Source organism: Kocuria sp. KKT182 (assembly GCF_055635395.1).
In genome coordinates this window covers 718,184-742,497 of sequence record NZ_CM145757.1, presented here as the reverse complement: position 1 = coordinate 742,497, position 24,314 = coordinate 718,184, and the positions used below count along the sequence as shown (strand labels likewise).

Genomic DNA, 24,314 nt, shown 5'->3' with positions numbered 1-24,314 from the left:
AAACCGGCTCGTGGCCCCTTGACAGCCCGGTGTGATCCGTATCATGCTGGACCACATGAACCTGTCAGACAGCCGGACAGCCGGACAGCCGGTGGAGCGCTTCAGTGCGGCGGAGGCCGTCTTCAAGGACCTGCTCGCGCAGATCCGGGAGGGGCGCCTCGCCGTGGGGGAGAAGCTGCCCTCGGAGGCTGCGCTGGCCCAGGGGTACGGCGTGAGCCGGTCCGTGATCCGCGAGGCGCTGCGCTCCTGCGCGGCGCTGGGTCTGACCGTCAGCCGCACCGGCAAGGGGACGTTCGTCGTCTCCCAGCGGGTGGCCGAGGACCTGGCCCTGGGCGCGTACTCGGCCCGGGACCTGCACGAGGCCCGGCCGCACATCGAGGTCCCCGCGGCCGGTCTCGCCGCGCGCCGCCGCACCGAGGAGGACGTGCGCTTCCTGCAGGACGTCGTGGCGGCGATGGCGGCCGAGGACGACCCCCAGGCCTGGGTCGAGCTGGACACCAGCTTCCACGCCGCCGTCGCCCGGATCAGCCACAACCGGGTGTTCGAGAAGGTCATCGCCGACATCCGCGAGGCGCTCTTCCACCAGTCCGAGACCCTCAACGTGGTGGCGGCCCGCCAGAAGCGCTCGGACGAGGAGCACCTGCGCATCTTCCACGCGATCCGCGACGGCGCGGCCGACGAGGCGGAAGCGGCCATGCAGGACCACCTCGCGGCCGTGCGCGGCGCCCTCGGCGCCATCACCGGCGAGTAGCCCGCCGGCCGTCCCGGCCGCTGTTCCGGCCTCCCCGGCCTCCGCTCGAGCAGGCGCGGTCCTCGCCCTGCTCGTCCGTCGTCCTGCCCTCGACCCTGCCCTCCGTTCCGCGCGGGGCGCCCTCCGGCGCCTCCCTCCGGCGCGCGCCCCCGCTCGCACCGATCACCTCCAGCAAGGACCCAGCATGACCACCGCAGCCCTCGAGGCACCTCTGTCCACCGCCCGCCCGCAGCACGTGCCCGTCGCCGAACAGGTCCGCGACGGCGTTGTCGAGAGCGTGCACCACGGCTCGCTCGTGGCCACGGACGCCGCCGGGCGGATCCTGTTCGAGGCCGGAGACCCCCTGGCCCTCTTCTACCCCCGCTCCTCCCTCAAGCCGCTGCAGGCGGTGGCCATGCTCCGCGCCGGCCTCGAGCTGCCCGGGCCCCTGCTGGCCCTGGCCGCGGCCAGCCACTCCGGGGCGCCCCGGCACCGGGACGGCGCGCGCCGCATCCTCGCCGGCCACGGCGCGGACGAGACCGCCCTGGAGAACGTGCCCGACCTGCCGTACGGACCCGCCGAACGGGCCGCCGCCCTGCGCGCCGGCGAAGGGCCCACCCGCCTGGCCCAGAACTGCTCCGGCAAGCACGCCGCCATGGTCGCCACCTGCCGGGTCAACGGCTGGCCCGTGGCCGGCTACACCGACCCCGGCCACCCGCTGCAGCTGCTGATCGCCGAGGTCGTGACGGAGCTGACCGGCGAACCGCTGGGGCCCGGCAGCACCGACGGCTGCGGCACCCCCCTGCACGCCGTCACCCTCCGGGGCATGGCCACCGCCTTCGCCCGGCTGGCCTCCGCCGCCCCGGGCACGCCCGAGGCCTGGGTCGCGTCCGCCATGACCGGGCACCCCGAGCAGGTGGCCGGCGAGGGCCGCGACGTCACGGAGCTCATGCGCGGGGTCCCCGGTCTGCTGGCCAAGGACGGCTTCGAGGGCCTGCAGCTCGTGGGCCTGCCGGACGGGCGCGGTCTGGCCGTGAAGATCGCCGACGGCGCCGACCGCGCCCGGATGCCGGTGACCGTGCAGGCCCTGCAGCGGCTCGCGGTGGACCCCGCAGCGCTCGCCGGCCTGGACCGGGTCCCCGTGCTCGGCGGGGGCCGCACCGTGGGGTCGCTGCACGCCGTCGCCCTCGCCGCCGCCCGCTGAGCCGCTGCCCGCTGTCCCTCCGCTCCGAGAGAGACCGCCCGTCGTCCCGCTGACCCACCGTCTTGCTGCCGTCCACCACCCCGTGACACCCGAGAGAACCGAGAGAACCATGACCGCTCCCGCCTTCCGCACCGAGCACGACCTGCTCGGCGACCGCCAGGTCCCCGCCGACGCCTACTGGGGCGTGCAGACCCTGCGCGCCGTGGAGAACTTCCCCATCACCGGCCTGCCCCTGGGCGGCCACGCCCACCTGGTGCGGGGCCTGGCGGCCGTGAAGCTCGCCGCCGCCCGCGCCAACCACGAGCTCGGGCTGCTCGACACCGCCCGGGCCGACGCCGTCGTGGCGGCCTGCCAGGAGATCCTGGACGGGCGCCTCCACGAGCAGTTCCGCGTGGACGTGATCCAGGGCGGCGCCGGCACCTCCTCCAACATGAACGCCAACGAGGTGATCGCCAACCGGGCCCTGGAGCTGCTGGGCGCCGGGAAGGGGGAGTACTCCCGGCTGCACCCCAACGACCACGTCAACCTGTCGCAGTCCACCAACGACGCGTACCCCACGGCTGTGAAGATCGCCACGATCACCGGCGTGCAGGAGCTGCTCGCGGCCCTGGAGGTGCTGGAGGACGCCTTCGCGGCGAAGGCCCGCGAGTTCCGCACCGTCGTGAAGATGGGCCGCACCCAGCTGCAGGACGCCGTGCCCATGACCCTGGGCCAGGAGTTCGGCACCTACGCCGTGATGATCCGGGAGGACCGCCAGCGCCTCGCCGAGGCGAGCCTGCTGGTCCACGAGATCAACCTCGGGGCGACGGCGATCGGCACCGGGCTCAACGCCCCGGACGGCTACGCCGCCGCGGCCTGCCGCCACCTGGCCGCCGTGACCGGCCTGCCGCTGGTCACCGCCGTCGACCTCGTGGAGGCCACCCAGGACGTCGGGTCCTTCGTGCACCTGTCCGGGGTGCTCAAGCGGGTGGCCGTGAAGCTGTCCAAGATCTGCAACGACCTGCGGCTGCTCTCCTCCGGGCCCCGGGCGGGGCTGGGCGAGATCACCCTGCCCGCCGTGCAGTCCGGCTCCTCGATCATGCCGGGCAAGATCAACCCGGTGATCCCGGAGGTCGTCAGCCAGGTCGCCTACGAGGTCATCGGCAACGACGTCACGATCACCATGGCCGCCGAGAGCGGACAGCTGCAGCTCAACGCCTTCGAGCCGATCATCGTCCACAGCCTGCACAAGAGCGTCGCCCACCTCCGGGCGGCCTGCACCACGCTCACGGAGCGCTGCGTGCGCGGCATCACCGCCAACGAGGAGCACCTGCGCGCGTCGGTGGAGCACTCCATCGGCCTGGTGACCGCGCTGAACCCTCACCTGGGCTATGCCACGGCCACCGCGATCGCCCAGGAGGCCCTGGTCACGGGCGCCGGCGTCGCGGAGCTGGTGCGCGAGCGCGGTCTGCTGACCGCCGAGGAGCTGGGCCGCATCCTGCGCCCGGAGCGCCTCGCCAACCTCACCGTCTGACCCGTCCACGAGCTCTTCCGCCACCACCCAGGAGACCGAGCCATGCCCCCTGTGTCCGTCCACCACCCGGACCGGCGCCACGCCACCCCGGCCCAGCCGCCGACCGCCGCCCTCGACGTGCTCCACGCGGAGGACGAGGGCTACCACAAGGGGCTCAAGCCCCGGCAGATCCAGATGATCGCGATCGGCGGCGCCATCGGCACCGGCCTGTTCATGGGCGCCGGCGGGCGGCTGGCCAGCGCCGGGCCCGCCCTTGTGCTCGTCTACGCGGTCTGCGGCTTCTTCGCGTTCCTCATCCTGCGCGCCCTGGGCGAGCTCGTCGTGCGCCGCCCGTCCTCGGGCTCCTTCGTCTCCTACGCCCGGGAGTTCTACGGCGAGAAGGCGGCGTTCTTCACCGGCTGGCTGTACTGGCTCAACTGGGCCATGACCGCGATCGTGGACATCACCGCCGTGGCGCTGTACATGAAGTTCTTCGCCCGGTACTGGGCTCCCATCGGGGACGTCCCCCAGTGGCAGTACGCCCTGGCCGCCCTGCTGCTCGTCCTTGGGCTGAACCTCGTCTCGGTCAAGGTCTTCGGCGAGCTCGAGTTCTGGTTCGCCCTCATCAAGGTGGCCGCGCTCTCCGCCTTCCTGGTGGTCGGGATCTGGCTCGTGCTCTTCGGCACCCCGGCCGACGGCCAGGAGGTGGGCCTGTCCCTCATCGGCCAGAACGGCGGGCTCCTGCCCAACGGTCTGCTGCCGGCGGTCGTCGTGATCCAGGGCGTGGTCTTCGCCTACGCGTCCATCGAGCTGATCGGCACCGCGGCCGGTGAGACGGAGCACCCCGAGAAGGTCATGCCGCGCGCCGTGAACACGGTGATCGTGCGCATCGCGGTCTTCTACGTCGGGTCGCTGACCCTGCTGTCCCTGCTCCTGCCCTACACCGCCTACAAGGCCGGGGAGAGCCCGTTCGTGACGTTCTTCGGCTCCATCGGCGTGGCCGGCATGGACACCGTGATGAACCTCGTGGTGCTCACCGCGGCCCTGTCCTCGCTCAACGCCGGGCTCTACTCCACGGGCCGGATCCTCCGCTCGATGTCCCTGGCCGGATCGGCCCCCCGCTTCGCGGGACGGATGAACCGGGCCGGCGTCCCGTACGGCGGCATCGTGCTGACGGCGGCGGTGGCCGTGCTGGGCGTGGTGCTCAACGCCCTCGTGCCGGCCCAGGCCTTCGAGATCGTGCTGAACCTCGCCTCGGTCGGCATCATCAGCGCCTGGGCGATGATCATGCTCTGCCACCTCCGGCTCGTCTCCTGGTCCCGGCAGGGCAGGGCGGAGCGCCCCGGCTTCCGGCTCCCCGGCGCGCCCTTCACCGGCTGGCTGACCCTGGCGTTCCTCGTGACCGTCGTCGTGCTGATGGCCTTCGACTCCCCGATCGGGACCTGGACCGTCGCCTCCCTGCTGCTGCTCGTGCCGCTGCTGGTCCTCGGCTGGTACCGGTGCCGGGACCGGGTGCACGAGATCGCCGCGGCCCACGCCGCCGTCGCCCGGACCGCCCCGGCGGCCTCCGAGGAGACGGGGCCGCCCGTCCGGTAGGACCCCGCCCCGGGGGCGCGGCATCCGCGCCCCCGGCTCACGGACGTCCGGCCCCCCGGCTCGCCTCCGCCCGGCCTGCGGCGATCTGGGCGGCCCAGCGCACCCGGAAGGGCCGCCGATCCGGGTCCGTCGTCCCCGGCGGCTCGACGGCCGGCTCCGCGGCCCCGGTGTCCGTCCCGGCGGTCTGCTGCCGGGGCCGAGGGGAGGCGTGGCGTCGGGCGGCCGCCACCGCCTCGGCGCGGCGCTGCTCGGCCTCCGCCGCGGCGCGCTGGTCCGGAGAGCGCATCGGGGTGCCGTCCTGGTGGGTCCAGGTGCGCAGGCGGGCGGCGAACCAGGCGCCTGGGTTCTCGATCCCGGTCACCGAGTCGTGGGTGTAGCGCACGCCCTGCGGGGTCCAGTCCAGGGCGTGCAGGACGTCGGCGACGGTCCACCCGGCCTCGAAGTGCGGCCCGGCCACGGCCACGGCGTAGGCGGTGGTGATCCGGCGCAGCACCAGCGCGTGGTGCTGCAGCTCCAGTCCGGCCCGCCGGAGCACCTGCTGCCGGTCACGCCGGGTCGGCGCCGTCGTCGTCGGCCGCACTGCCGCGTGGACCGGCCACAGCGGAGCTGTCCGCCGGGCCAGGGCGGCCTTGACCTCCCGCCGCTGCGCGTCGGCTCCGGCAGCGGGCCGGGGCGCGGCAGGGGCCCTCGAGGAAGGCTCCGCGCGCACGTGCGGGGAAGGGCCCGACCCCTCCGGGGGAACCGGGTCGACGTCGCGATCCACTGGCGTTGCCTCCTCTGCGGACTCGTCGGTGGTGTTCTCCGGACCCGGGGCCGGCCCGTGGGCAGGAGCCCGGGGCGCTTCAGCCCGCACCGGACTGGACGACCAGCAGCATCGTGCCCTCGGGATCACGGACGTAGGCGACGGTCTCGCCCCACGGCATGGCCTCCGCATCGACAGGCACGGCCGCACCGGCCCGGCGGGCGGCGTCGAGGACGGCCGGAAGGTCCTCGACGTAGACGCACAGGTCCACCGCGTGGCCGGTAGCGGGAAGCGGCGTGTCACCGTACAGCGCCGCCGTGGTGCCGACGCCCAGGCCCAGCTGACCGTCTCCCACCCGCAGGACGAGGAAGACCGGCTCTCCCGTCCCGGGGAACCGGTACGTCTGCACGGCGTGGAACACCTCTTCGTAGAAGGCCCCGGTGCCGACCAGATCCGCACAGTTGATGATGGGGAACAGCTCCTGCCCGGTCATGGTCCGACAGTACCGGGATGTGCTCTACTCGGTCGCATGAGCGGTGACTCCCTGCCCGAGGTCCCCACGGCCGACGACTTCCGCGCACTGGCGCGCAGCTCGCCGTGGCGGTTCACCACCGTGCACTTCACCCACCGGCGGCAGCGGGACGCCGGGAGCACTCCGGACGGCGAACCGGTCGAGGCCTGGCTCGACCGGCGCCTCGGCCGTGTGGTCGTCCGCTCGCCCGGGGGCGTCGAGGTCGCCGAAGGGCCCCCCTACGGTGCGGCGGTGAGCCTGATGACCTGCGACGACGACGACACGTGCGCCGTTCCGTCACCGCCGTCGCCGGAGCCGGAGGTGGTGCTGCGCCCGGACGGTCTGGTCGCCCGGCGCCCGGAGGACTGGCACTTCGACCACGGTGATCCGATGTGGCAGGACTACCGGTGGACGGCCATGCTCGACCCCGCCGAGCTGAGCCGGGGAGTGGACGTCGGCGAGGTCGTCGCCACGACACTGCGGGGCCGCCTCACCTGGTCGGCCGCCTGCCGGCCGCTGCTCGGGGCCGCCGAGGACCGGGAGAACGGCTACACCCCGCGGTGCGGGTGCTGCCCTCTGCTGGACAGTGCCGCCAGCCGGATCCACGAGTACGGCCGTGAGGACCCGACCCTCACCAGCGGCGACCTCGCCACGGTCTACCGCGTGCACCTCGACGTGCAGACGGGCATCGTCGTGGACATCACCCCGCTGGACGGCCTCGACGGCACCGGCCTCAGCAACGAGCTCCACGCCGTCGACGCACCGCTGGACCCTCCGCCGCAGGGACCGGAGCAGCCGGGCCGCCCTGCTTGAGGCGGCCGCCGTCGAGGACCTCGTGGACCGGGCCTGACCTGAGGGCACGGCGCGGCCGAGGTCCTCGACCCTCCGGTCACCGCCGCGAGGCGCGCCGGCCCACGAGCCAGCCGGCGCAGAAGGCCCACAGGACGAGCCCGGCCACCACACCGGCCCACCCCGCCGTGGCCTCCGGGGTCACCAGGGTCATGGCCGGGAACGCCGCGTCGCCCGGCGGGGCGTCCGCGAACCACCCGAACGACGCCTCCGCCGGGTGGAGCAGCACCAGCAGTGCCCCGCCCAGCACCAGGAGACCGCCGAGACACGCCAGGACCACCCACCAGGGCGGCATCCGGCGAGGCGGGACGGACGGAGGGGCGGCGGGGCCGGCGGCGTTCATGGTCCGACCCTACGGCCGGTGCGCCGCCCGTCCACAGCACCCCGCGGCGACACCGTGTCGTGCGTCGTCGTCGCCCGTCCCCCCTGCGGCCTGGAGGGACGCGCGGACCGCCCGCCCCCGGGGCACCCGGGTGCCCGCCGCCGCCGGGGCGCAGACCATAGGATGGAGCGCATGTCCAGACCCCACGTGCGCCTGCTCGGCCAAGGCATCCGGTACCTGACCACCCTGCGCGGCGGAGGCTCCGCCTTCCCCGGCCTCGTGATGGAGCGGCTGCACCCCGGGTTCGTGGCCGAGGAGCTCGCGAAGCTGCCGCACGGCGTGGTGCTCATCAGCGGCACCAACGGCAAGACGACCACCACCAAGATGGCCGTCCAGCTGCTGCGCTCGCAGGGCTACAAGGTCTTCACCAACCGCACCGGCTCCAACTTCGTGCGCGGCGTGGCCGCCGCCCTGCTCGGGGAGATGAGCCTCACCGGCCGGCTCGACGCGGACGTCGCCGTGCTCGAGCTCGACGAGGCGCACGCCGTGCACTTCGTCAAGCAGGTCAAGCCCCGCCACGCGCTGCTGCTCAACGTGATGCGCGACCAGCTCGACCGCTTCGGCGAGATCGACACCACCCGGCGGATGCTCGCCCAGATCGCGGCGGCCACCACGGGCACCGTGGTCCTCAACCGGGAGGACCCCCGGATCGTGTCCCTCGCGGAGCACGTCCCCGAGGGCACGCAGACCCGCTGGTTCGGGCTGTCCGCCCCGCTGCGGCCCATGTTCCCCTCCGACGACGACATGCGCTCGGCCGGCGGACCCGACGCCGAGGCCGACCACGAGGCGGAGCTGGCGCCCCGGCCGGCCGCCGACGTGGAGCTGACGTCCTTCGAGGCGAACCGGGTCCGGCTCACGGTGGGCGGGGAGGCCGTCGAGACCACCGTGGAGCTCTACGGCGTCTACAACATGTACAACGCGGCGGCCGCGCTGGCGCTGGCGCTCGCCGTGGCCGGCCCCGACGCGGACCGCGCCGCGCTGGTGGACGAGCTCTCCCGCGTCACCCCCGCCTTCGGCCGCGGGGAGACCATCACCGTGGACGGCCGGCCGCTGCAGCTGCTGCTCGTGAAGAACCCCGCCGGCTTCCGCCTCTCCCTGGCCTCGGCCCGGCCGGGCGACTACGCCACGATGGTCGCCATCAACGACGAGTACGCCGACGGCCGCGACGTCTCCTGGCTGTGGGACGTGGACTTCCACTCCCTGCGCTCCGGCGGCGTGGACGTGGTCTCCGGCACCCGGGCGTGGGACATGGCCCTGCGCCTGGACTACGACGAGGTCGCGGTGCGCGAGGTGGTCCCGGGCCTCGGCGACGCCCTGCGGCGCTTCGTCGCCGGGGCCGGGGACCGGCCGATGCGCGTCTTCTGCACCTACACGTCCATGCTCGAGCTGCGCCGGGAGCTGTCCCGCGTGGCCGAGGTCGCCGAGATCTGAGCGGAGCCCCCGTGACCGACCGCACCGTCCACCTCGTCCAGCTCTACCCCCGGGACATGAACATCTACGGGGACTGGGGCAACACCCTCACCCTCAAGCGCCGGCTGGAGAAGTACGGCTTCGCCGTGCGGCTGAGCGACCACAACCCCGGGGACCCCTTCCCGCCCGACGCCGACCTGCTGGTGGGCGGCGGGGGCCAGGACTCGGGGCAGTTCCGGGTCCAGGAGGACCTGCAGCGGATCGCCCCCGAGCTGCGGGCCATGGCCGCCGACGGCGTGCCGATGCTCGCGATCTGCGGCCTCTACCAGCTCTTCGGCCACGAGTTCCGCACCGGCGCCGGCGAGACCCTGCCCGGCATCGGCATCCTCGACCTGACCACCGTGGGCGGACCCACGCGCCTGATCGGCAACATCGTGCTGGAGTCCCCGGAGTTCGGGACCGTCGTCGGCTACGAGAACCACTCCGGGGTCACCCGGCTCGGCCCGGACCAGACGCCGCTGGGACGGGTGGTGAAGGGCGCGGGCAACAACGGGGAGGACGGTACCGAGGGCGCCCGCGTGCACCACGTGGTGGGCTCCTACCTGCACGGGTCGATGCTGCCCAAGAACCCCGCCGTGGCCGACCACCTGATCCGCGCCGCGGTGGAGCGCCGGTGCGGCGTCTTCGACGCCGCACCGCTGGACGACACCCTGGCTGAGCGGGCCCGGGAGGTCGCGCAGGCCCGGCCCCGCTAGGGCCCCGGCCGGGGCGGCGCGCACCCGGTAGAATGGACCGGGACTTCTCCGGCCCGTCCCGGCCATCGCCGGGGCGGGCCGTGCCGGGACGACGCACGACGCGTCCCGGCCGACCGCGAACGACTTCCCGAGGAGGGACGCATGTCAGGACACTCCAAGTGGGCCACGACCAAGCACAAGAAGGCCGCGATCGACGCCAAGCGGGCGAAGGCCTTCGCCAAGTACATCAAGGGCATCGAGGTGGCCGCGCGCATGGGCGGGCCCGACACCGCGGGCAACCCGGCGCTGGACCTCGCCGTGTCCAAGGCCAAGAAGAACTCGGTGCCGGTCGCGAACATCGACCGCGCCGTCAAGCGCGGCGCCGGCCTGACCGGTGAGGTCGTCGACTACACCGAGATCCTCTACGAGGCCCGTGGGCCGCAGGGCACGGCGCTGTACATCGAGTGCCTCACCGACAACAAGAACCGCGCCGCCTCCGAGGTGCGCGTGGCCGTGACCCGCAACGGCGGCACCATGGCCGACTCCGGCTCCGTGGCGTTCCTCTTCGAGCGCAAGGGCGTCGTGGAGGTCACCCGCACCGAGGGGCTGACCGAGGACGACGTCCTCATGGCCGTCCTGGACGCCGGCGCCGACGAGGTCGTGGAGCAGGAGGACGTCTTCGAGGTCGTCTCCGAGGCCACCGACCTGCCCGCGATCCGCGCGGCCCTCGACGAGGCCGGGCTCGAGTACAACAACGACGACCCGCAGTTCCGCCCGAGCATGCTCGTGGAGCTCGACGCCGAGGGCGCCCGGAAGTTCCTGCGCCTGGTCGACGCCGTCGAGGAGCTCGACGACGTGCAGAACGTCTACGCCAACGCGGACATCCCCGCCGAGGTCCTGGCCCAGCTCGACTCCGAGGACTGACCACGGCGACGCAGCGGATCCTCGGGGTGGACCCCGGACTGACGCGGTGCGGGTTCGGCCTGATCGACATGGCCGGCAACCGCACCGCGTCCTTCGTGGACGTCGGGGTGGCCGGCACGGACGCCGCCGACCCGCTGGACGTGCGTGTGCTGCGGATCTGGGAGGCCACCGAGCGGTGGATCGAGCGCTACCGGCCCGACGCCCTCGCCCTCGAGCGGGTGTTCGCCCAGACCAACGTGAACACCGTCATCGGCACGGCCCACGCCTCCGGCGCCGTGATCGCCTCGGCCGCCCGCCACGGCGTGCCGGTGGCCTGGCACACCCCGTCCGAGGTCAAGGCCGCGGTGACGGGGGAGGGGCGGGCCGACAAGGCGTCCGTGGCCCGCATGGTGATGCGCATCCTCCGGCTCGACGAGGCGCCCCGGCCCGCCGACGCGGCCGACGCCCTGGCCATCGCCATCTGCCACGGCTGGCGCGGCGGCGGCACGGGCGTGGACGCCACCGCCCGGACCGAGACGCACCAGGGCGCCCGCCCCCTGGCCGCCGCCCGCTCCGGCATGACCCCCGCCCAGCGGGCCTGGGCCGAGGCGGAGCACCGTGCCAAGCGGGGCGGGCGCCGCTGAGCCGGCGCCCACTGCTAGAGTGGTCGTCATTCGTAGATCTGTTCGATCGACCGTGCACGGCCCCCGCCGGGCACGGGAAGGAGTTGCGCGGTGATCGCGTCCATCACGGGACAGGTCGAGCACGTCGGCCTCACCACCGCCGTCGTGGCGGTAGGCGGGTTCGGCGTCCAGGTGCAGGCGACGCCGGAGACCCTGTCCGGCCTGCGGATCGGCGGGGAGGTCCGGCTCGACACGGCGTACGTGGCCCGCAAGGACGAGTCCCCGCTGCTCTTCGGCTTCCGCAGCCCCGCCGAGCGCGAGGTCTTCGAGATCATGCTCGGCGTGAGCGGCGTGGGCCCCCGCACGGCGCTGGCGGTGCTCTCCGTGCTCGGCCCGGACGCCGTCCACCGCGCCATCGCGCAGGGGGACGCCAAGGCGTTCACCACCGTCCCCGGCATCGGCCCCAAGGGCGCCCGCCGGATCGTGCTGGAGCTGGCCGACAAGCTCATCGTCCCGGACCGTCCCGCCCAGCCGGCCGCCGCCGCCCCGATGGAGCCGTGGCGGGAGCAGGTGCTCGAGGCCCTCGTGGGCCTGGGCTGGAACGAGAAGGACGCCGCCCGGGGCATCGCCGACGCTCTCTCCGGCCGGGAGGAGCTCGCCGCCTCCGGTGACGTGCCCGCGATCCTGCGCACCGTGCTCGGGTGGCTCGGCGCGGCCAAGGCCGGGCCCCGGGTCCCGGCGGAGCGAGGAGCCTGAGCGTGGCCCGCGACGACGGCGCCGCCGTGAACTCCCGGGACCGGCTGGTCTCGGGGGAGGACGAGCCCGACGAGAAGCAGCTCGAGTCGGCGCTGCGGCCCGCGAACCTCGACGAGTTCGTGGGGCAGAAGCGGGTGCGCCAGCAGCTGTCCCTGGTGCTCGAGGCCTCGCGGCTGCGGGGCCGCTCCGCCGACCACGTCCTGCTCTCCGGTCCTCCCGGGCTGGGCAAGACGACCCTGGCCATGATCATCGCCGAGGAGATGGGCGCGCCCCTGCGGATCTCCTCCGGCCCGGCCATCCAGCACGCCGGCGACCTCGCCGCGATCCTGTCCTCCCTGACCGAGGGGGAGGTGCTGTTCCTCGACGAGATCCACCGCATGTCCCGGCCCGCCGAGGAGATGCTCTACATGGCCATGGAGGACTTCCGGGTGGACATCGTGGTGGGCAAGGGCGCCGGCGCCACCTCCATCCCGCTGGACCTGCCGCCGTTCACCCTGGTGGGCGCCACCACGCGGGCCGGCCTGCTGCCGGGCCCGCTGCGCGACCGCTTCGGCTTCACCGGCCACCTCGAGTTCTACTCCGTGGAGGAGCTCGAGCTCGTGCTGCGCCGCTCCGCCGGTCTCATGGACCTCGCGATGACCGCGGAGGGCTTCGCCGAGGTCGCCTCCCGCTCCCGGGGCACCCCGCGCATCGCCAACCGGCTGCTGCGCCGGGTGCGGGACTGGGCGCTGGTGCACGGCATCCAGCGGATCGACGCCCGCACCTCCTCCGCGGCCCTCGACATGTACGAGGTGGACACCCGCGGCCTCGACCGGCTGGACCGCTCGGTGCTCGAGGCGCTCGTGACGAAGTTCGGCGGCGGGCCGGTGGGCCTGTCCACCCTGGCGATCGCCGTGGGGGAGGAGACGGAGACGGTCGAGACCGTGGCCGAGCCCTACCTGGTCCGCGAGGGCCTGCTCGGCCGGACCCCCCGGGGCCGGATCGCGATGGCCGCCGCCTGGGACCACCTGGGCCTGCGCCCGCCCGAGCACGCGGCGTTCAAGGACCCCGGGCTGCGGGCCGCCTTCGGCGGCACGGCCGCGGCCCCGGCCGCCGAGGACGTCCCGCCGCTGTTCGAGGACTGAGCGCGGCCGCAGACCCGGGGGCTGCCTCCCGGGTGCCGTCCAGGACGCTGACGGGCCGGATCACCTACCATGGTGAGGACACCCACCACCGATCGAACGGAAGTCCGTGAGCCCGCTCCTCCTCGTCCAGTCCCTCCCCGCCCAGGCCGCCCAGCCCACGGGAGGCAGCACGGCCTGGCTGCTGCCCCTGATGCTCGTGGCCATGGTGCTCCTGCTCTGGCTGCCCATGCGCCGACAGAAGAAGGCCGTGGCCCAGGTCAAGGAGAAGCAGGCGGCCATGGGCCCCGGCACCGAGGTCATGACGAACTACGGCCTCTACGGCACCGTGCGCTCGATCGACCGGGACACCAACAAGGTGGTCCTCGAGATCGCCCCGGGCACCGCCGTGACCGTGCACCTGCAGACCGTCACCACGGTCGTCGAGGACGAGGCGGCCCCCGCCGCCGAGACCGAGGCGGCGCCGTCGGTGGTCGAGCCCGGCGCCCCCGGCGCGGGATCGACCCCGGTCGAACCCCTCGACGACGACGCCCGGCGCGAGCCCGGGCAGCGCAACGACTGACCCCCCACACGGGACGACGGGCCGACCACTGGTCGGCCCGTTCCCATGCACAGGCCCGGCCTCACCGGGCCGTCGTTCGTAAGGAAGACCATGGCACTGACCACACGCAAGACCCCCGCTGACCCGGGGCCCGCCGCCCCGGACGGCCCGTCCGGGCGGGGCGGCTCGACCGCGCCGGCGCGCTCGGGGGTGCGGGCCGCCCTCTCGACCGCCCGGCGGTCCCTGATCGGGCTGGCCGTGCTGCTCGCCCTGCTGGCCGGGCTCCTGGCCTGGGGCGCGGGCACCGACCGCACCGGCTGGGGCCCCAAGCTGGCCCTGGACCTGGAGGGCGGGACGCAGATGATCCTCTCCCCCTCCCTGCAGGGGGAGGACGCCGGCCAGGAGATCACCGCCGAGCAGCTGGACCAGGCCGTCGAGATCATCCGCCAGCGCGTCGACGGCTCGGGCGTGGCGGAGGCGGAGATCGCCACCCAGTCCGGCAACAACATCGTGGTCTCCATGCCCGGCGTGCCCTCCGCCCAGACCCGCGAGCTCATCCAGACCTCGGCGCAGATGAACTTCCGCCCCGTGCTCACCACCGCCGCGGCGGAGCCGGTGCCCGAGGACCAGCGCGTCGCCGACGACGAGGTGCCCGAGCCCACGGCCGAGCCCACCGACGCCTCCGACCCGAACTGGATCACCCCGGACCTGTTCCGGGAGTTCGAGGAGGCCGACTGCACCGTGCCGCAGTCCCCCGAGGAGCGGGAGGCCCAGGACGCCGACGCCCCGACCATCGCCTGCGAGCCCGAGACCGGCACCAAGTACCTCCTGGGCCCGGTCGAGATCCAGGGCACCGGGATCGAGGACGCGTCCTACGGGACGGCGCAGAACTCCACCGGGGTCTCCCTGAACCAGTTCGCCGTGAACCTGCAGTTCGGCCCCGAGGCCACGGACACCTTCCGGGAGCTCTCCGAGCGGCTCTACGGCATCGGCAGCGCCACGCCCGGCGACCCCCGCAGCCAGTTCGCGATCCTGCTCGACGGCCAGGTGGTCTCCGCCCCGTCGATGAACGCCGTGATCTCCGACGGCCAGGCCCAGATCACGGGTCAGTTCACGGAGGAGCAGGCGCAGTTCCTGGCCGAGCAGCTCAAGTACGGCGCGCTGCCCATGAGCTTCGACATCCAGTCCGAGCAGCAGATCTCCGCGACCCTGGGCGCCGACCAGCTGCGGATGGGCATCATCGCCGGGATCATCGGCCTGGTGCTCGTGTGCGTGTACTCGCTCTTCCAGTACCGGCTGCTGGGACTGGTGACCATCAGCTCGCTCGTGGTCGCGGGCGTGCTCACCTGGCTGGCGATCACGCTGCTGGGCTGGTCCGCGAACTACCGGCTGTCCCTGGCCGGCGTGGCGGGCCTGATCGTGGCGATCGGCCAGACCGCCGACTCGTTCATCGTCTACTTCGAGCGCATCCGCGACGAGATCCGCAGCGGCCGCTCCATCCCCGCGGCGGTCGACCACGGCTGGCAGCGCGCCCGCCAGACCGTGCTCGCGTCCAAGGCCGTGAACCTGCTGGCCGCGGCGGTGCTGTACTTCGTGGCCGTGGGCAACGTGCGCGGCTTCGCCTTCACCCTCGGGCTGACCGCGATCGCCGACCTCCTCGTCGTCTTCCTGTTCACGCACCCGGTGATGGTCATGCTCGCCCGCACCCGCTACTTCGGCGGCGGCGGGAAGCACTCGGGGCTCAGCCCCGAGGCCCTCGACGCGGTGCCCCTGTACCGGGGCGCCGGACGGCTGCGCGAGCCCTCGGCGGAGCACGACGGGCTGACCATCGCCGAGCGGCGCCGGCGCGCGGGACGGACCGCGCCGCAGGACCCCCCGTCCGCGGTAGCACCGGACGGCGCGCCGGTCGGCGCGCCGTCGTCCGCCGCCCGCACCCCCGAGGAGAACGCCTGATGTCCCGGTTCGCAGATTTCGGCAACGCCCTGCACAGCGGGCGCACCTCCTACCCCTTCGTGGGCCGGGCCGAGCGGTGGCTCGCGATCGTGGGCGTCCTCGTGCTGCTCTCCCTGCTCGTGCCCGTCGCCAAGGGTGGCTTCAACCTCGGCATCGACTTCACCGGCGGGTCCGAGTTCACCGTGTCCGCCGTGGCCGACCCGGACATCGAGACCGGCCAGCAGGCCGTCGCCGATTCCTCGGACGCCGCGGAGGTCGAGGTCACCAACATCGCCCCGGAGACCGTCCGGGTGCGCACCGAGCAGCTCGACGACGACCAGACGCTCGCCGTCAAGGACGCCCTGGTCGAGGCCTACGGCGTGAGCGAGCAGGAGGTCACCTCCAACTTCGTGGGGCCCACCTGGGGCGCCGGCGTCACCAGCCAGGCACTGCAGGGCCTGGTGGTCTTCGTGGTCCTGGCCACCGCCCTGATGGCCCTGTACTTCCGTACCTGGAAGATGTCCGTCTCGGCGATCGCCGGCATGCTCGCCTCGGTCGCGATCACCGCCGGGATCTACTCGCTCGTGGGCTTCGAGGTCACCCCCTCGGCGGTGATCGGCTTCCTCACGGTGCTCAGCTACTCGCTCTACGACTCCGTGGTGGTCTTCGACAAGGTCCGGGAGAACACCGAGGGCCTGCTCGACGGCACGGCCCCGCCGGAGCGGGCCGGACGGAAGTACTCCGACCAGGTGAACCTCGCCGTCAACCAGACGCTCGTGCGCTCGATCAACACCTCCGTGGTCGGCATCCTGCCGGTGGGCTCGATCCTGTTCATCGGCTGGCTCGTCCTGGGCGCGGGCACCCTCAAGGACCTGTCCCTGTCCCTGTTCGTCGGGATCATCGTGGGCACCGCCGCCACCCTGTTCGTGGCCGCGCCCCTCTACGCGCTGCTGCGCCGCGGGGAGCCCGCCATCCAGGAGCAGGAGGCCCGTGCGGGGGCGTCCGCCGAGCGTGCCGCCGAGGAGGCGCTCGCGCACTAGACTGTAGCCACCGTAGGGCGGGCCGTGCAGGTGCGGACCGCCACAGCAGCACACGTCGGACCCGGACCGGGGACGAGGACAGGGGCGGCGGCCGCACGGCCGCCGCCCCGCGTGCATCGATTGGGAAGGAAGTCCCGGCCATGAGCTCGTCCGACGACGGGGCCGTCCCCACGGGCCAGAGCGCCGCACCGACGCCGCCGCGCCGCTCGGACATGGCCGGCACCCACTACGTGGTGCCCGCGTCCCGGCCGATGCTGGGCCGGGCCGTGTTCCCGGGCCGCAGCGACCGCACCCGCTCGAGCCTGTCCTACCTCTCCGGCCGGCCCATGGACCACTCGCCGATCCTCGAGCCGCTGCTGCACACCGTGCGCGCCACCCACCCCGAGGAGGACCTCGAGGTCCTCCAGCGCGCCTTCAAGGTCGCCGAGAAGTGCCACGAGGGCCAGAAGCGCAAGAGCGGCGACCCCTACATCACCCACCCCGTGGCCGTGACCACGATCCTCGCGGAGCTCGGTATGACGGGCGCCACCCTGGTGGCCGCCCTGCTCCACGACACGGTCGAGGACACGGACTACACCCTGGAGCAGCTGCGCGCCGAGTTCGGCGACGAGGTCGCCGCCCTCGTGGACGGCGTGACGAAGCTGGACAAGGTCCAGTACGGGGACGCCGCGCAGGCCGAGACCGTGCGCAAGATGATCGTGGCGATGGCCAAGGACATCCGCGTGCTCGTCATCAAGCTCGCCGACCGCCTGCACAACGCCCGCACCTGGCGCTTCGTCTCCCAGACCTCCTCCTCGAAGAAGGCGCGCGAGACCCTCGAGATCTTCGCCCCGCTGGCCCACCGGCTCGGGATGAACACCATCAAGTGGGAGCTCGAGGACCTCGCCTTCGCGGCGCTCTACCCCAAGGTCTACGAGGAGATCGTGCGGATGGTGGGGGAGCGCCAGCCCCAGCGCGAGCGGTCGCTGGCCAAGATCCGCGAGCGGATCGCCCTGGACCTCTCCGAGGCCGGCATCGAGGCGACCATCACCGGCCGCCCCAAGCACTACTACTCGATCTACCAGAAGATGATCGTGCGCGGGAAGGACTTCGACGAGATCCAGGACCTGCAGGCGGTCCGGGTCCTGGTGAGCACGGTGCGCGAGTGCTACGCGGCCCTGGGCGCCCTGCACGCGCGGTGGCGGCCGCTGCCGGGGCGGTTCAAGGACTACATCGCCATGCCGAAGTTCAACATGTACCAGTCACTGCACACCACGGTGATCGGCCCGGACGGGCGCCCCGTGGAGATCCAGATCCGCACCCACGAGATGCACCGCCGCGCCGAGTACGGCGTGGCCGCGCACTGGAAGTACAAGGACCAGGCCAACCAGGCGAACTCCGCGACCCCGAAGGCCATGGAGGGGGACCTCGCCTGGCTGAGCTCGCTCGTGTCCTGGCAGGAGGAGACCCAGGACTCCTCCGAGTTCCTGGACTCCCTGCGCTACCAGATCAACACGTCCGAGGTGTACGTCTTCACCCCCAAGGGCGAGGTCATGGCCCTGCCCGCCGGCTCCACGCCCGTGGACTTCGCCTACGCCGTGCACACCGAGGTGGGGCACAAGACCATCGGGGCCCGGGTCAACGGCAAGCTCGTGCCGCTGTCCTCGGAGCTCCAGCACGGGGACTGGGTGGAGGTGCTCACCTCCAAGTCCGAGCACGCCGGACCGTCCCAGGACTGGCTGAAGTTCGTGCAGTCCCCGCGGGCGCGCAACAAGATCCGCCAGTGGTTCTCCAAGGAGCGCCGCGAGGAGGCCATCGAGAAGGGCAAGGACGCGCTCACCCGCGCCCTGCGCAAGCACCACCTGCCCCTGCAGCGCACGCTCACCCAGGAGTCCCTGCTTGCGGTGGCGCAGGACTTCCACCGCACCGACATCAGCTCCCTCTACGAGGCGATCGGCTCCGACGTGGTCAGCGCCCAGGACGTGGTCGCGAAGATCGTGGGCGACCTCGGCGGTGCCGACGGCGCGGAGGAGGACTTCGCGGAGACCACCATCGCCACCCAGCCGGTGCGCCCGCGCGTGTCCGACTCGGGGGTGACGGTCCAGGGCGCCTCGGACGTCTACGTCAAGCTGGCCCGCTGCTGCACCCCGGTGCCGCCGGACGAGATCATGGGCTTCGTCACCCGCGGCACCGGGATCTCCGTGCACCGTAAGGACTGCGCCAACATGCTCGCCCTCACCTCCACCGAGCGGGTGGTCGAGGTCGAGTGGGCGCCCACCCAGTCCAGCGTCTTCCTGGTCGAGATCCAGGTGGAGGCCCTGGACCGCAGGTCCCTGCTCTCGGACGTCACCCGGGTGCTCTCCGAGAACCACGTCAACATCCTCTCCGCGTCCGTGCACACCTCGAAGTCGCGGCTGGCGATCTCCCGCTTCGCCTTCGAGATGGGCGACCCCCGCTACCTGGACCACGTGCTCAACCAGGTCCGCCGGATCGACGGGGTCTACGACGTCTACCGCACCTCGGGCAACCGCCCCATCTCGGAGCCCTCCGGCCGGTGAGCCGCCCGGCCGCCCCCGTCAGCGCAGGGGGCGGCCGACGGCCCGGGCGGCGCGGCGGACCCGCAGCAGCGCCGCCTGTCGGCCGGGCATCCGCTCGAAGCTCTCGAGCGCGGCCTGCACCAGCGGGGGCGGGCAGTGCAGGTGCGGGGCGTGCATGAGCTTCTCCAGGGCCGCGGTCCCCTCCTTCCCCGGCACGTGCAGGGCCAGGTCCACCGCGGTGCGCAGCGGCGTGGTGACGTGCACCGGCCCGGCGTCGTGGACGTCGTAGCCGCCCAGCGTGACCTGGTGCAGCGCCAGGCCCTCCGGCACGGGGGACATCGTGGTGCGGCGCAGCTTGTCCAGCAGCACCGGCAGGATGCTGGGGCGCCCGGCGCAGTCGTAGAACCACGCGGCGGAGAGCCGCCCCAGCACCCCGCGCCGCAGCAGGTGGGGCGGCAGCTGCGCCTCGAGCGCCGCGACCTTCACCGCCCGGGTCACCGGGCGCCCGCGCAGCACGTGCGCCTCCAGCACCACGGGCACGAGCACCCCGTCCGTGACGAGGGCCGAGAGCTCGGCGCGCGAGAACGGCCGTGCGGGCAGGAACAGGGTGTCGGGGTGCCAGGGCGGGGCGTCCATGGGCCCACTCTCGTCCACGGCCGCGGCACGGGAAAGGCCCCGCGGCGCGCTGTGGACAGCGCGGCCGCGGGGCCCTCCGGTGCGTCCCGGGTCAGCGCAGGTCGGCCGCCGAACGGCGCAGCGTCTCGAGCCACTGGCGGCTGGTGGCGAGCTCGCCCTCCAGCTTGGCCGCGCGCTTGGTGTCCCCGGTGGCCTGCGCCCGGGCCAGCGCGTCCTCCTGGTCCTCGATCTTCGACTCGAGCTGGGTGAGCATCGAGTTGGACCGTGCCTTCGTCTCCGGGTTGGAGCGCTGCCACTTCTCGTCCTCGACCTGGCGCACGGCGTCCTCCACGGTGCGCAGCTCGGCCTCGACCCGGCGCATGTGGGCGCGCGGGACCTTCCCCGCCTGCTCCCACCGGTCCAGGATGTCGCCCAGGGCGCGCTTGGCGGCCTTGAGGTCCGTGATCGGCAGCAGCGCCTTCGCCTCGGCGAGCAGCTGCTCCTTCACGGCGAGGTTGCCCTCGAACTCCTCGTCGATCCGGTCGTTGTCGGCCTTGCGCGCCGCGAAGAAGGTGTCCTGGGCGGCGCGGAACCGCGCCCACAGGGCGTCGTCGTCCTTCTTGGAGGCACGCTTGGACTCCTTCCACCGGTCCATCAGACGGCGGTACTCCGCGGCCGTGGCGCCCCAGTCGGTGGAGCCGGACAGGGCCTCCGCCTCGGCGATGAGGGCCTCCTTGGCCTTCTTCGCCTCGGAGTTGTCGGCGTCCAGCTGCGAGAAGAACGCACGGCGGTGCCGGTCGAACGTGGTGCGCGCCGTGCGGAACCGCTTCCACAGGGCGTCCTCTGCGGCCCGGCCCAGACGGATGCCGGACTTCTGGTGGGTCTTCCACTGGTCGAAGAGCTCTGCCATCCGGGCCGAGGACTGCTTCCACTGCGTGCGCTGCGGGTCCTGGGCGGCGATCTGCTCCGCCTCCGCCACGATCGCCTCCCGCGCCGCGACGTTCTGGGCGCGCTGCGCCTCGTGGGCGGCGCGCTCGGCGGCCTCGAGCTCCCGGATCGCCGGGCGCAGGGCCTCCAGCCGGGACTCGAGGGCCTTGACGTCCCCGAGCATCTTGCGCTGGCCGACCTGCTCGGCGAGGTGGTCCACGGTGCTCTGCATGTCGGACGAGGGCGCGCCCGCGGCCACCCGCTGCTCGAGCAGCGCCACCTGCGCCTCGACGTCGTCGAACTTCCGGGCGAAGTAGCCCAGCGCCTCGTCCTCGGTCGCGTCCGGGAACTGGCCGCAGAGGACCTCCTCGCCGTCGACGACCACGTAGACGTGCCCGTCCTCCGTGACGCGCCCGAAGGCCCGGGCGCGGGCCACGGACTCCGGGGAGGCGAGCGCCGGCGCCGCCGGGGCCGCGGCCGGGGCCGCCGGGACGGCCGCGGGCGTGGGAGCCGGGCCGGGGGAGGCCTGCGCCGGCGCCGCGGGGGCGCCCGGCCGGGGGACCCCCGGCTTCGGCACGGGTCCCGGGGCGGGGACGGGGCGGGGCGTGGGCTGGTCGTCGGATTCGAGACGTTCTGTCACCGCTGGAACTCTTTCGCTCTCGCCGGGCGCCGACCCCGGGAGCGTGCCCCGCGTCGTCGCCCGGCTTCGGACAATCGTCCTCCCCATACTACCGAGGCCGCCTGCTCCGGCCGCCGGGAGCCCTCCGGTGCCCCCGCGCCGGGCCCGGCGGGGTTCGGGACGGGCAGGGCGAGGGGGCAGGGCACGGGACCGGGGCTGATCCGGGGCCGGACCGGGCGGGGCTTTGGGCCGGGCGCGCGGGGATCCCTAGGATGAGTGCGGAACCGTCGGGCCCGTCCGGGCCGGCCGTCCACCCGTCCCGCCGCCGAATCCACCCGAGGAGCACGTCCCCATGGCCCGCAAGACCTCCCTGTCCGGTTTCCCCGAATGGCTTCCGGAGGAGCGTCTGGTCGAGCTGCACGTCCTCGACCTCCTGCGGGAGAGCTTCGAGCTGCACGGCTTCTCCTCGATCGAGACCCGCGCCGTCGAGACGGTCGGCCAGCTGCTGCGCAAGGGCGAGATCGACAAGGAGGTCTACGTCGTCTCCCGGCTGCAGGAGGACGAGGACGCCCCTGCCGAGCGCGGTGACGACCAGCTGGCGCTGCACTTCGACCTCACCGTGCCCTTCGCCCGGTACGTGGTGGAGAACGGCGGGCACCTCGCCTTCCCGTTCCGCCGCTACCAGATCCAGAAGGTGTGGCGCGGCGAGCGCCCCCAGGAGGGCCGGGCCCGCGAGTTCACCCAGGCGGACATCGACGTGGTGGGCGACGGCGCGCTGCCGTTCCGCTACGACGTGGAGCTCGCGCTCGTGATGATCGACGCCCTGTCGAAGCTGCCCATCCCGCCGTTCGTGCTGCGCGTGAACAACCGCAAGCTCGCCGAGGGGTTCTACCAGGGCATCGGGCTGCAGGACACCGCCGGGGTGCTGCGCAACATCGACAAGCTCGAGAAGATCGGCCCCGAGCGGGTCGCCCAGGCCCTGTGCGACGAGGTCGGCGCCACCCCCGAGCAGGCGCAGGCCGCGCTGCAGCTGGCGGCGATCCGCACCGAGGACACCTCCTTCGTGGAGCAGGTCCGCGCGCTGGGGGTGAACACCCAGCTGCTCGAGGAGGGGCTGCGCGAGCTCGCCGAGGTCGTGGGGGAGGCCTCCCGGCGCGCCCCCGGCACGGTGGTCGCCGACCTCTCGATCGCCCGCGGCCTCGACTACTACACCGGCACCGTCTACGAGACCGTGCTGGTGGGCCACGAGCAGCTGGGCTCCGTGTGCTCCGGCGGGCGCTACGAGTCCCTCGCGTCCACCGGCAAGAAGACCTACCCCGGCGTGGGCCTGTCCGTGGGCGTCACCCGGCTGGTCACCCGCATGCTGTCCCAGGGGATGGCCGCGCCCTCCCGCAAGGTCCCCACCGCGGTGCTGATCTCCCTGGTGGACGAGGAGTCCTGGTCCCCGGCCCAGGACGTGGCCCAGCAGCTGCGCGAGCGCGGCATCGCGTGCGAGGTCTCGGCGAGCGCCGCCAAGTTCGGCAAGCAGATCAAGTACGCCGAGCGCCGCGGCATCCCCTACGTGTGGTTCACGGTCCGCGGCGAGGACGGCTCGCTCGCCCACGAGGTCAAGGACATCCGCTCCGGCGAGCAGGTCTCCGCCGACCCGGCCTCCTGGTCCCCGCCGGCCGAGGACCTGCGCCCGGTCGTGCGCGCCGCGGGCTCCTGACCGGCGCGGGGGAGGTCAGGGCCGCCGGGACAGGACCAGGGCGCGTCCGGCCAGGCCCACGGCGAAGACGCCGAGCATCGTGAGCACGGACTGCCACGGCAGCGTGAACGCCAGCACCAGGCAGCCGGCCAGGCCGAGCGCGTTGACCGCCCGGGGCGCCCACCCCGGGCGCTGCCGGAGGGTGAGCGCGGAGAGGTTCGCCAGCGCGTAGTAGACGAGCACGCCGAAGCTCGAGAAGCCGATGACCGTGCGGACGTCGCCGACCAGCACGAGCACCACCACGAGCCCGGCCACGGCCAGCTCCGCCGCCCACGGCACCCGGTGCCGCTGCGACACCGCGCCCAGCGGCCCCGGGAGGTCCCGCTCGCGGGCCATGGCCAGGGCCGTGCGCGAGATCCCGGCGACCAGCGCCAGCAGCGCCCCCAGCGTGGCCAGGGCGGCGGCCGCGGTGACGACGACGGCGCCCGCGGTCGTCGGCCCCGCCGCCCAGCCGGCCTCGCGCACCACCGTCAGGAGTGGGGCGGCCGACACCGCGAGCCGGTCGACGCCGAGGAAGCGCAGCAGCCCGAGGCCGAGCAGCCCGTAGAGGAGCAGCGTGAACGCCAGCGCCCCCAGCACGGCCCGGGGGATGGTGCGGGCCGGGTCCCGGACCTCCTCGCCCATGGTGGCGACCCGGGCGTAGCCGGCGAAGGCGAAGAACAGGGTGCCCGCCGCCGGCAGCACGCCCCAGCCGGTCCCGTCCCACCCGGGGCCGTCCCCCGCAGGAGCCCCGCCCGCAGTGGGGCCGGTGCCCGAGAACAGCAGCACGACCACGGCCAGCAGGACCACCAGCACCGGGGCGACCAGCAGCTTCGTCAGCCGGGCGGTGCGGGTGACCCCGCCCAGGTTCACCGCCGTGAGACCGAGGACGGCGGCCACGGCGAGCAGCCGCGCCCCGGCGTCGTCGGCCCCTGTGAGCTCCGCGGCGTAGAGGCCGAAGGTCAGCGCCATCGCCGCCGCGGACGCGGTCTTGCCGGTCACGAAGCCCCAGCCGGCCACGAAGCCCGGCCACGGGCCCAGCTGACGGTTCGCGTACACGTACGTGCCGCCGGAGGCGGGGTGGACGGCGGCCAGCTGGGCGGTGGAGGTCGCGTTGCACCAGGCGACCACCGCGGCCAGCAGCAGCGCCAGCGGCAGCCACGGGCCGGCGAACCCCGCGGCCGGGGCGAAGGCCACGAACACCCCGGCGCCGACCATCGAGCCCACCCCGATCACCGTCGCGTCGAGGGTGCCCAGGCGGCGGGCGAGGGCCGGGTGGCCGGGGGAGGTGCTCATGGTCGTCCTGTCGTCGTCCTGGCGGCGGAGGCCCGGGCTGTAAACTCGT

Annotated in this window: 22 protein-coding genes; 16 read left to right on the top strand and 6 right to left on the bottom strand. The window is 73.6% G+C overall.

What is annotated here, in order from left to right:
- Positions 1-55: 55 nt before the first annotated feature.
- The 4 genes from ACZ2G1_RS03305 (at position 56) to ACZ2G1_RS03290 (ending at position 5,022) form a co-directional block, all read left to right on the top strand.
- Positions 56-751 (top strand): FadR/GntR family transcriptional regulator, encoded by a 696-nt coding sequence (locus ACZ2G1_RS03305; RefSeq protein WP_126350182.1) that lies wholly within the window; start codon positions 56-58, stop codon positions 749-751.
- A gap of 184 nt (positions 752-935) precedes the next feature.
- The gene (locus ACZ2G1_RS03300; RefSeq protein WP_470377478.1) at positions 936-1,934 is read left to right on the top strand and encodes an asparaginase; all 999 of its coding nucleotides are present in this window, start codon (positions 936-938) and stop codon (positions 1,932-1,934) included.
- A 109-nt stretch (positions 1,935-2,043) separates the two neighbouring features.
- Positions 2,044-3,447, top strand: a complete 1,404-nt coding sequence (locus tag ACZ2G1_RS03295; protein ID WP_017832251.1) for an aspartate ammonia-lyase — start codon at positions 2,044-2,046, stop codon at positions 3,445-3,447.
- 42 nt (positions 3,448-3,489) lie between these two features.
- Positions 3,490-5,022: an amino acid permease gene (locus ACZ2G1_RS03290; RefSeq protein WP_232035299.1), complete on the top strand. Its 1,533-nt coding sequence runs from the start codon at positions 3,490-3,492 to the stop codon at positions 5,020-5,022.
- A gap of 37 nt (positions 5,023-5,059) precedes the next feature.
- Here the strand turns inward: ACZ2G1_RS03290 and ACZ2G1_RS03285 are convergent, their stop codons facing one another.
- Complete coding sequence (locus ACZ2G1_RS03285; RefSeq protein WP_109222669.1) at positions 5,060-5,602, bottom strand: hypothetical protein; 543 nt, start codon at positions 5,600-5,602, stop codon at positions 5,060-5,062.
- Positions 5,603-5,864: 262 nt separating this feature from the next.
- Positions 5,865-6,257, bottom strand: coding sequence for a VOC family protein (locus tag ACZ2G1_RS03280; RefSeq protein ID WP_126346298.1), 393 nt, complete (start codon positions 6,255-6,257; stop codon positions 5,865-5,867).
- A 36-nt stretch (positions 6,258-6,293) separates the two neighbouring features.
- Here ACZ2G1_RS03280 and ACZ2G1_RS03275 point away from each other — a divergent pair, with 36 nt between their 5' ends.
- Entirely contained in the window at positions 6,294-7,088 is a 795-nt protein-coding gene (locus tag ACZ2G1_RS03275; protein WP_272026769.1) for a hypothetical protein, read from the top strand.
- Positions 7,089-7,164: 76 nt separating this feature from the next.
- Here the strand turns inward: ACZ2G1_RS03275 and ACZ2G1_RS03270 are convergent, their stop codons facing one another.
- Positions 7,165-7,467, bottom strand: a complete 303-nt coding sequence (locus tag ACZ2G1_RS03270; RefSeq protein ID WP_017832256.1) for a hypothetical protein — start codon at positions 7,465-7,467, stop codon at positions 7,165-7,167.
- 162 nt (positions 7,468-7,629) lie between these two features.
- On the opposite strand from ACZ2G1_RS03270, the gene ACZ2G1_RS03265 reads away from it, so the two are divergent.
- The 10 genes from ACZ2G1_RS03265 to ACZ2G1_RS03220 all read left to right on the top strand — a co-directional run bounded on the left by ACZ2G1_RS03265 (position 7,630) and on the right by ACZ2G1_RS03220 (position 19,103).
- On the top strand, positions 7,630-8,937 hold the full coding sequence (locus ACZ2G1_RS03265; protein ID WP_095650940.1) for a Mur ligase family protein: 1,308 nt from the start codon (positions 7,630-7,632) through the stop codon (positions 8,935-8,937).
- Between the two features lie 56 nt (positions 8,938-8,993).
- Positions 8,994-9,671: a type 1 glutamine amidotransferase gene (locus ACZ2G1_RS03260; protein ID WP_095650975.1), complete on the top strand. Its 678-nt coding sequence runs from the start codon at positions 8,994-8,996 to the stop codon at positions 9,669-9,671.
- 141 nt (positions 9,672-9,812) lie between these two features.
- Entirely contained in the window at positions 9,813-10,574 is a 762-nt protein-coding gene (locus tag ACZ2G1_RS03255; protein WP_017832259.1) for a YebC/PmpR family DNA-binding transcriptional regulator, read from the top strand.
- Between the two features lie 26 nt (positions 10,575-10,600).
- Positions 10,601-11,197, top strand: a complete 597-nt coding sequence (ruvC, locus tag ACZ2G1_RS03250; RefSeq protein WP_017832260.1) for a crossover junction endodeoxyribonuclease RuvC — start codon at positions 10,601-10,603, stop codon at positions 11,195-11,197.
- Positions 11,198-11,287: 90 nt separating this feature from the next.
- On the top strand, positions 11,288-11,932 hold the full coding sequence (ruvA, locus tag ACZ2G1_RS03245; RefSeq protein ID WP_017832261.1) for a Holliday junction branch migration protein RuvA: 645 nt from the start codon (positions 11,288-11,290) through the stop codon (positions 11,930-11,932).
- Positions 11,933-11,958: 26 nt separating this feature from the next.
- Complete coding sequence (gene ruvB, locus ACZ2G1_RS03240; protein WP_035928767.1) at positions 11,959-13,056, top strand: Holliday junction branch migration DNA helicase RuvB; 1,098 nt, start codon at positions 11,959-11,961, stop codon at positions 13,054-13,056.
- Positions 13,057-13,162: 106 nt separating this feature from the next.
- On the top strand, positions 13,163-13,615 hold the full coding sequence (gene yajC, locus ACZ2G1_RS03235) for a preprotein translocase subunit YajC (RefSeq protein ID WP_035928567.1): 453 nt from the start codon (positions 13,163-13,165) through the stop codon (positions 13,613-13,615).
- 90 nt (positions 13,616-13,705) lie between these two features.
- On the top strand, positions 13,706-15,547 hold the full coding sequence (gene secD / locus ACZ2G1_RS03230) for a protein translocase subunit SecD (RefSeq protein WP_470377477.1): 1,842 nt from the start codon (positions 13,706-13,708) through the stop codon (positions 15,545-15,547).
- Positions 15,547-16,566: a protein translocase subunit SecF gene (gene secF, locus ACZ2G1_RS03225; protein WP_170122830.1), complete on the top strand. Its 1,020-nt coding sequence runs from the start codon at positions 15,547-15,549 to the stop codon at positions 16,564-16,566. The genes secD and secF overlap by 1 nt, the downstream gene beginning before the upstream one ends.
- A 212-nt stretch (positions 16,567-16,778) precedes the next feature.
- Positions 16,779-19,103: a RelA/SpoT family protein gene (locus ACZ2G1_RS03220; protein ID WP_414467488.1), complete on the top strand. Its 2,325-nt coding sequence runs from the start codon at positions 16,779-16,781 to the stop codon at positions 19,101-19,103.
- 18 nt (positions 19,104-19,121) lie between these two features.
- Here ACZ2G1_RS03220 and ACZ2G1_RS03215 read toward each other — a convergent pair whose 3' ends face one another.
- Together ACZ2G1_RS03215 and ACZ2G1_RS03210 are read right to left on the bottom strand one after the other, a co-directional pair.
- A complete protein-coding gene (locus ACZ2G1_RS03215; protein ID WP_035928559.1) occupies positions 19,122-19,718 on the bottom strand; it encodes a type IV toxin-antitoxin system AbiEi family antitoxin in 597 nt (198 codons plus the stop codon).
- Between the two features lie 91 nt (positions 19,719-19,809).
- Positions 19,810-21,201, bottom strand: coding sequence for a DUF349 domain-containing protein (locus tag ACZ2G1_RS03210; protein ID WP_470377709.1), 1,392 nt, complete (start codon positions 21,199-21,201; stop codon positions 19,810-19,812).
- 394 nt (positions 21,202-21,595) lie between these two features.
- Between ACZ2G1_RS03210 and hisS the strand changes: the two genes are divergently transcribed.
- Positions 21,596-22,951 carry a histidine--tRNA ligase gene (gene hisS, locus ACZ2G1_RS03205; protein WP_470377476.1) on the top strand — a complete coding sequence of 452 codons (1,356 nt, stop codon included), beginning with the start codon at positions 21,596-21,598 and terminating at the stop codon, positions 22,949-22,951.
- Between the two features lie 15 nt (positions 22,952-22,966).
- On the opposite strand, the gene ACZ2G1_RS03200 is transcribed toward hisS, so the two are convergent.
- Complete coding sequence (locus ACZ2G1_RS03200) at positions 22,967-24,265, bottom strand: APC family permease (RefSeq protein WP_470377475.1); 1,299 nt, start codon at positions 24,263-24,265, stop codon at positions 22,967-22,969.
- Between the last annotated feature and the right edge of the window lie 49 nt (positions 24,266-24,314).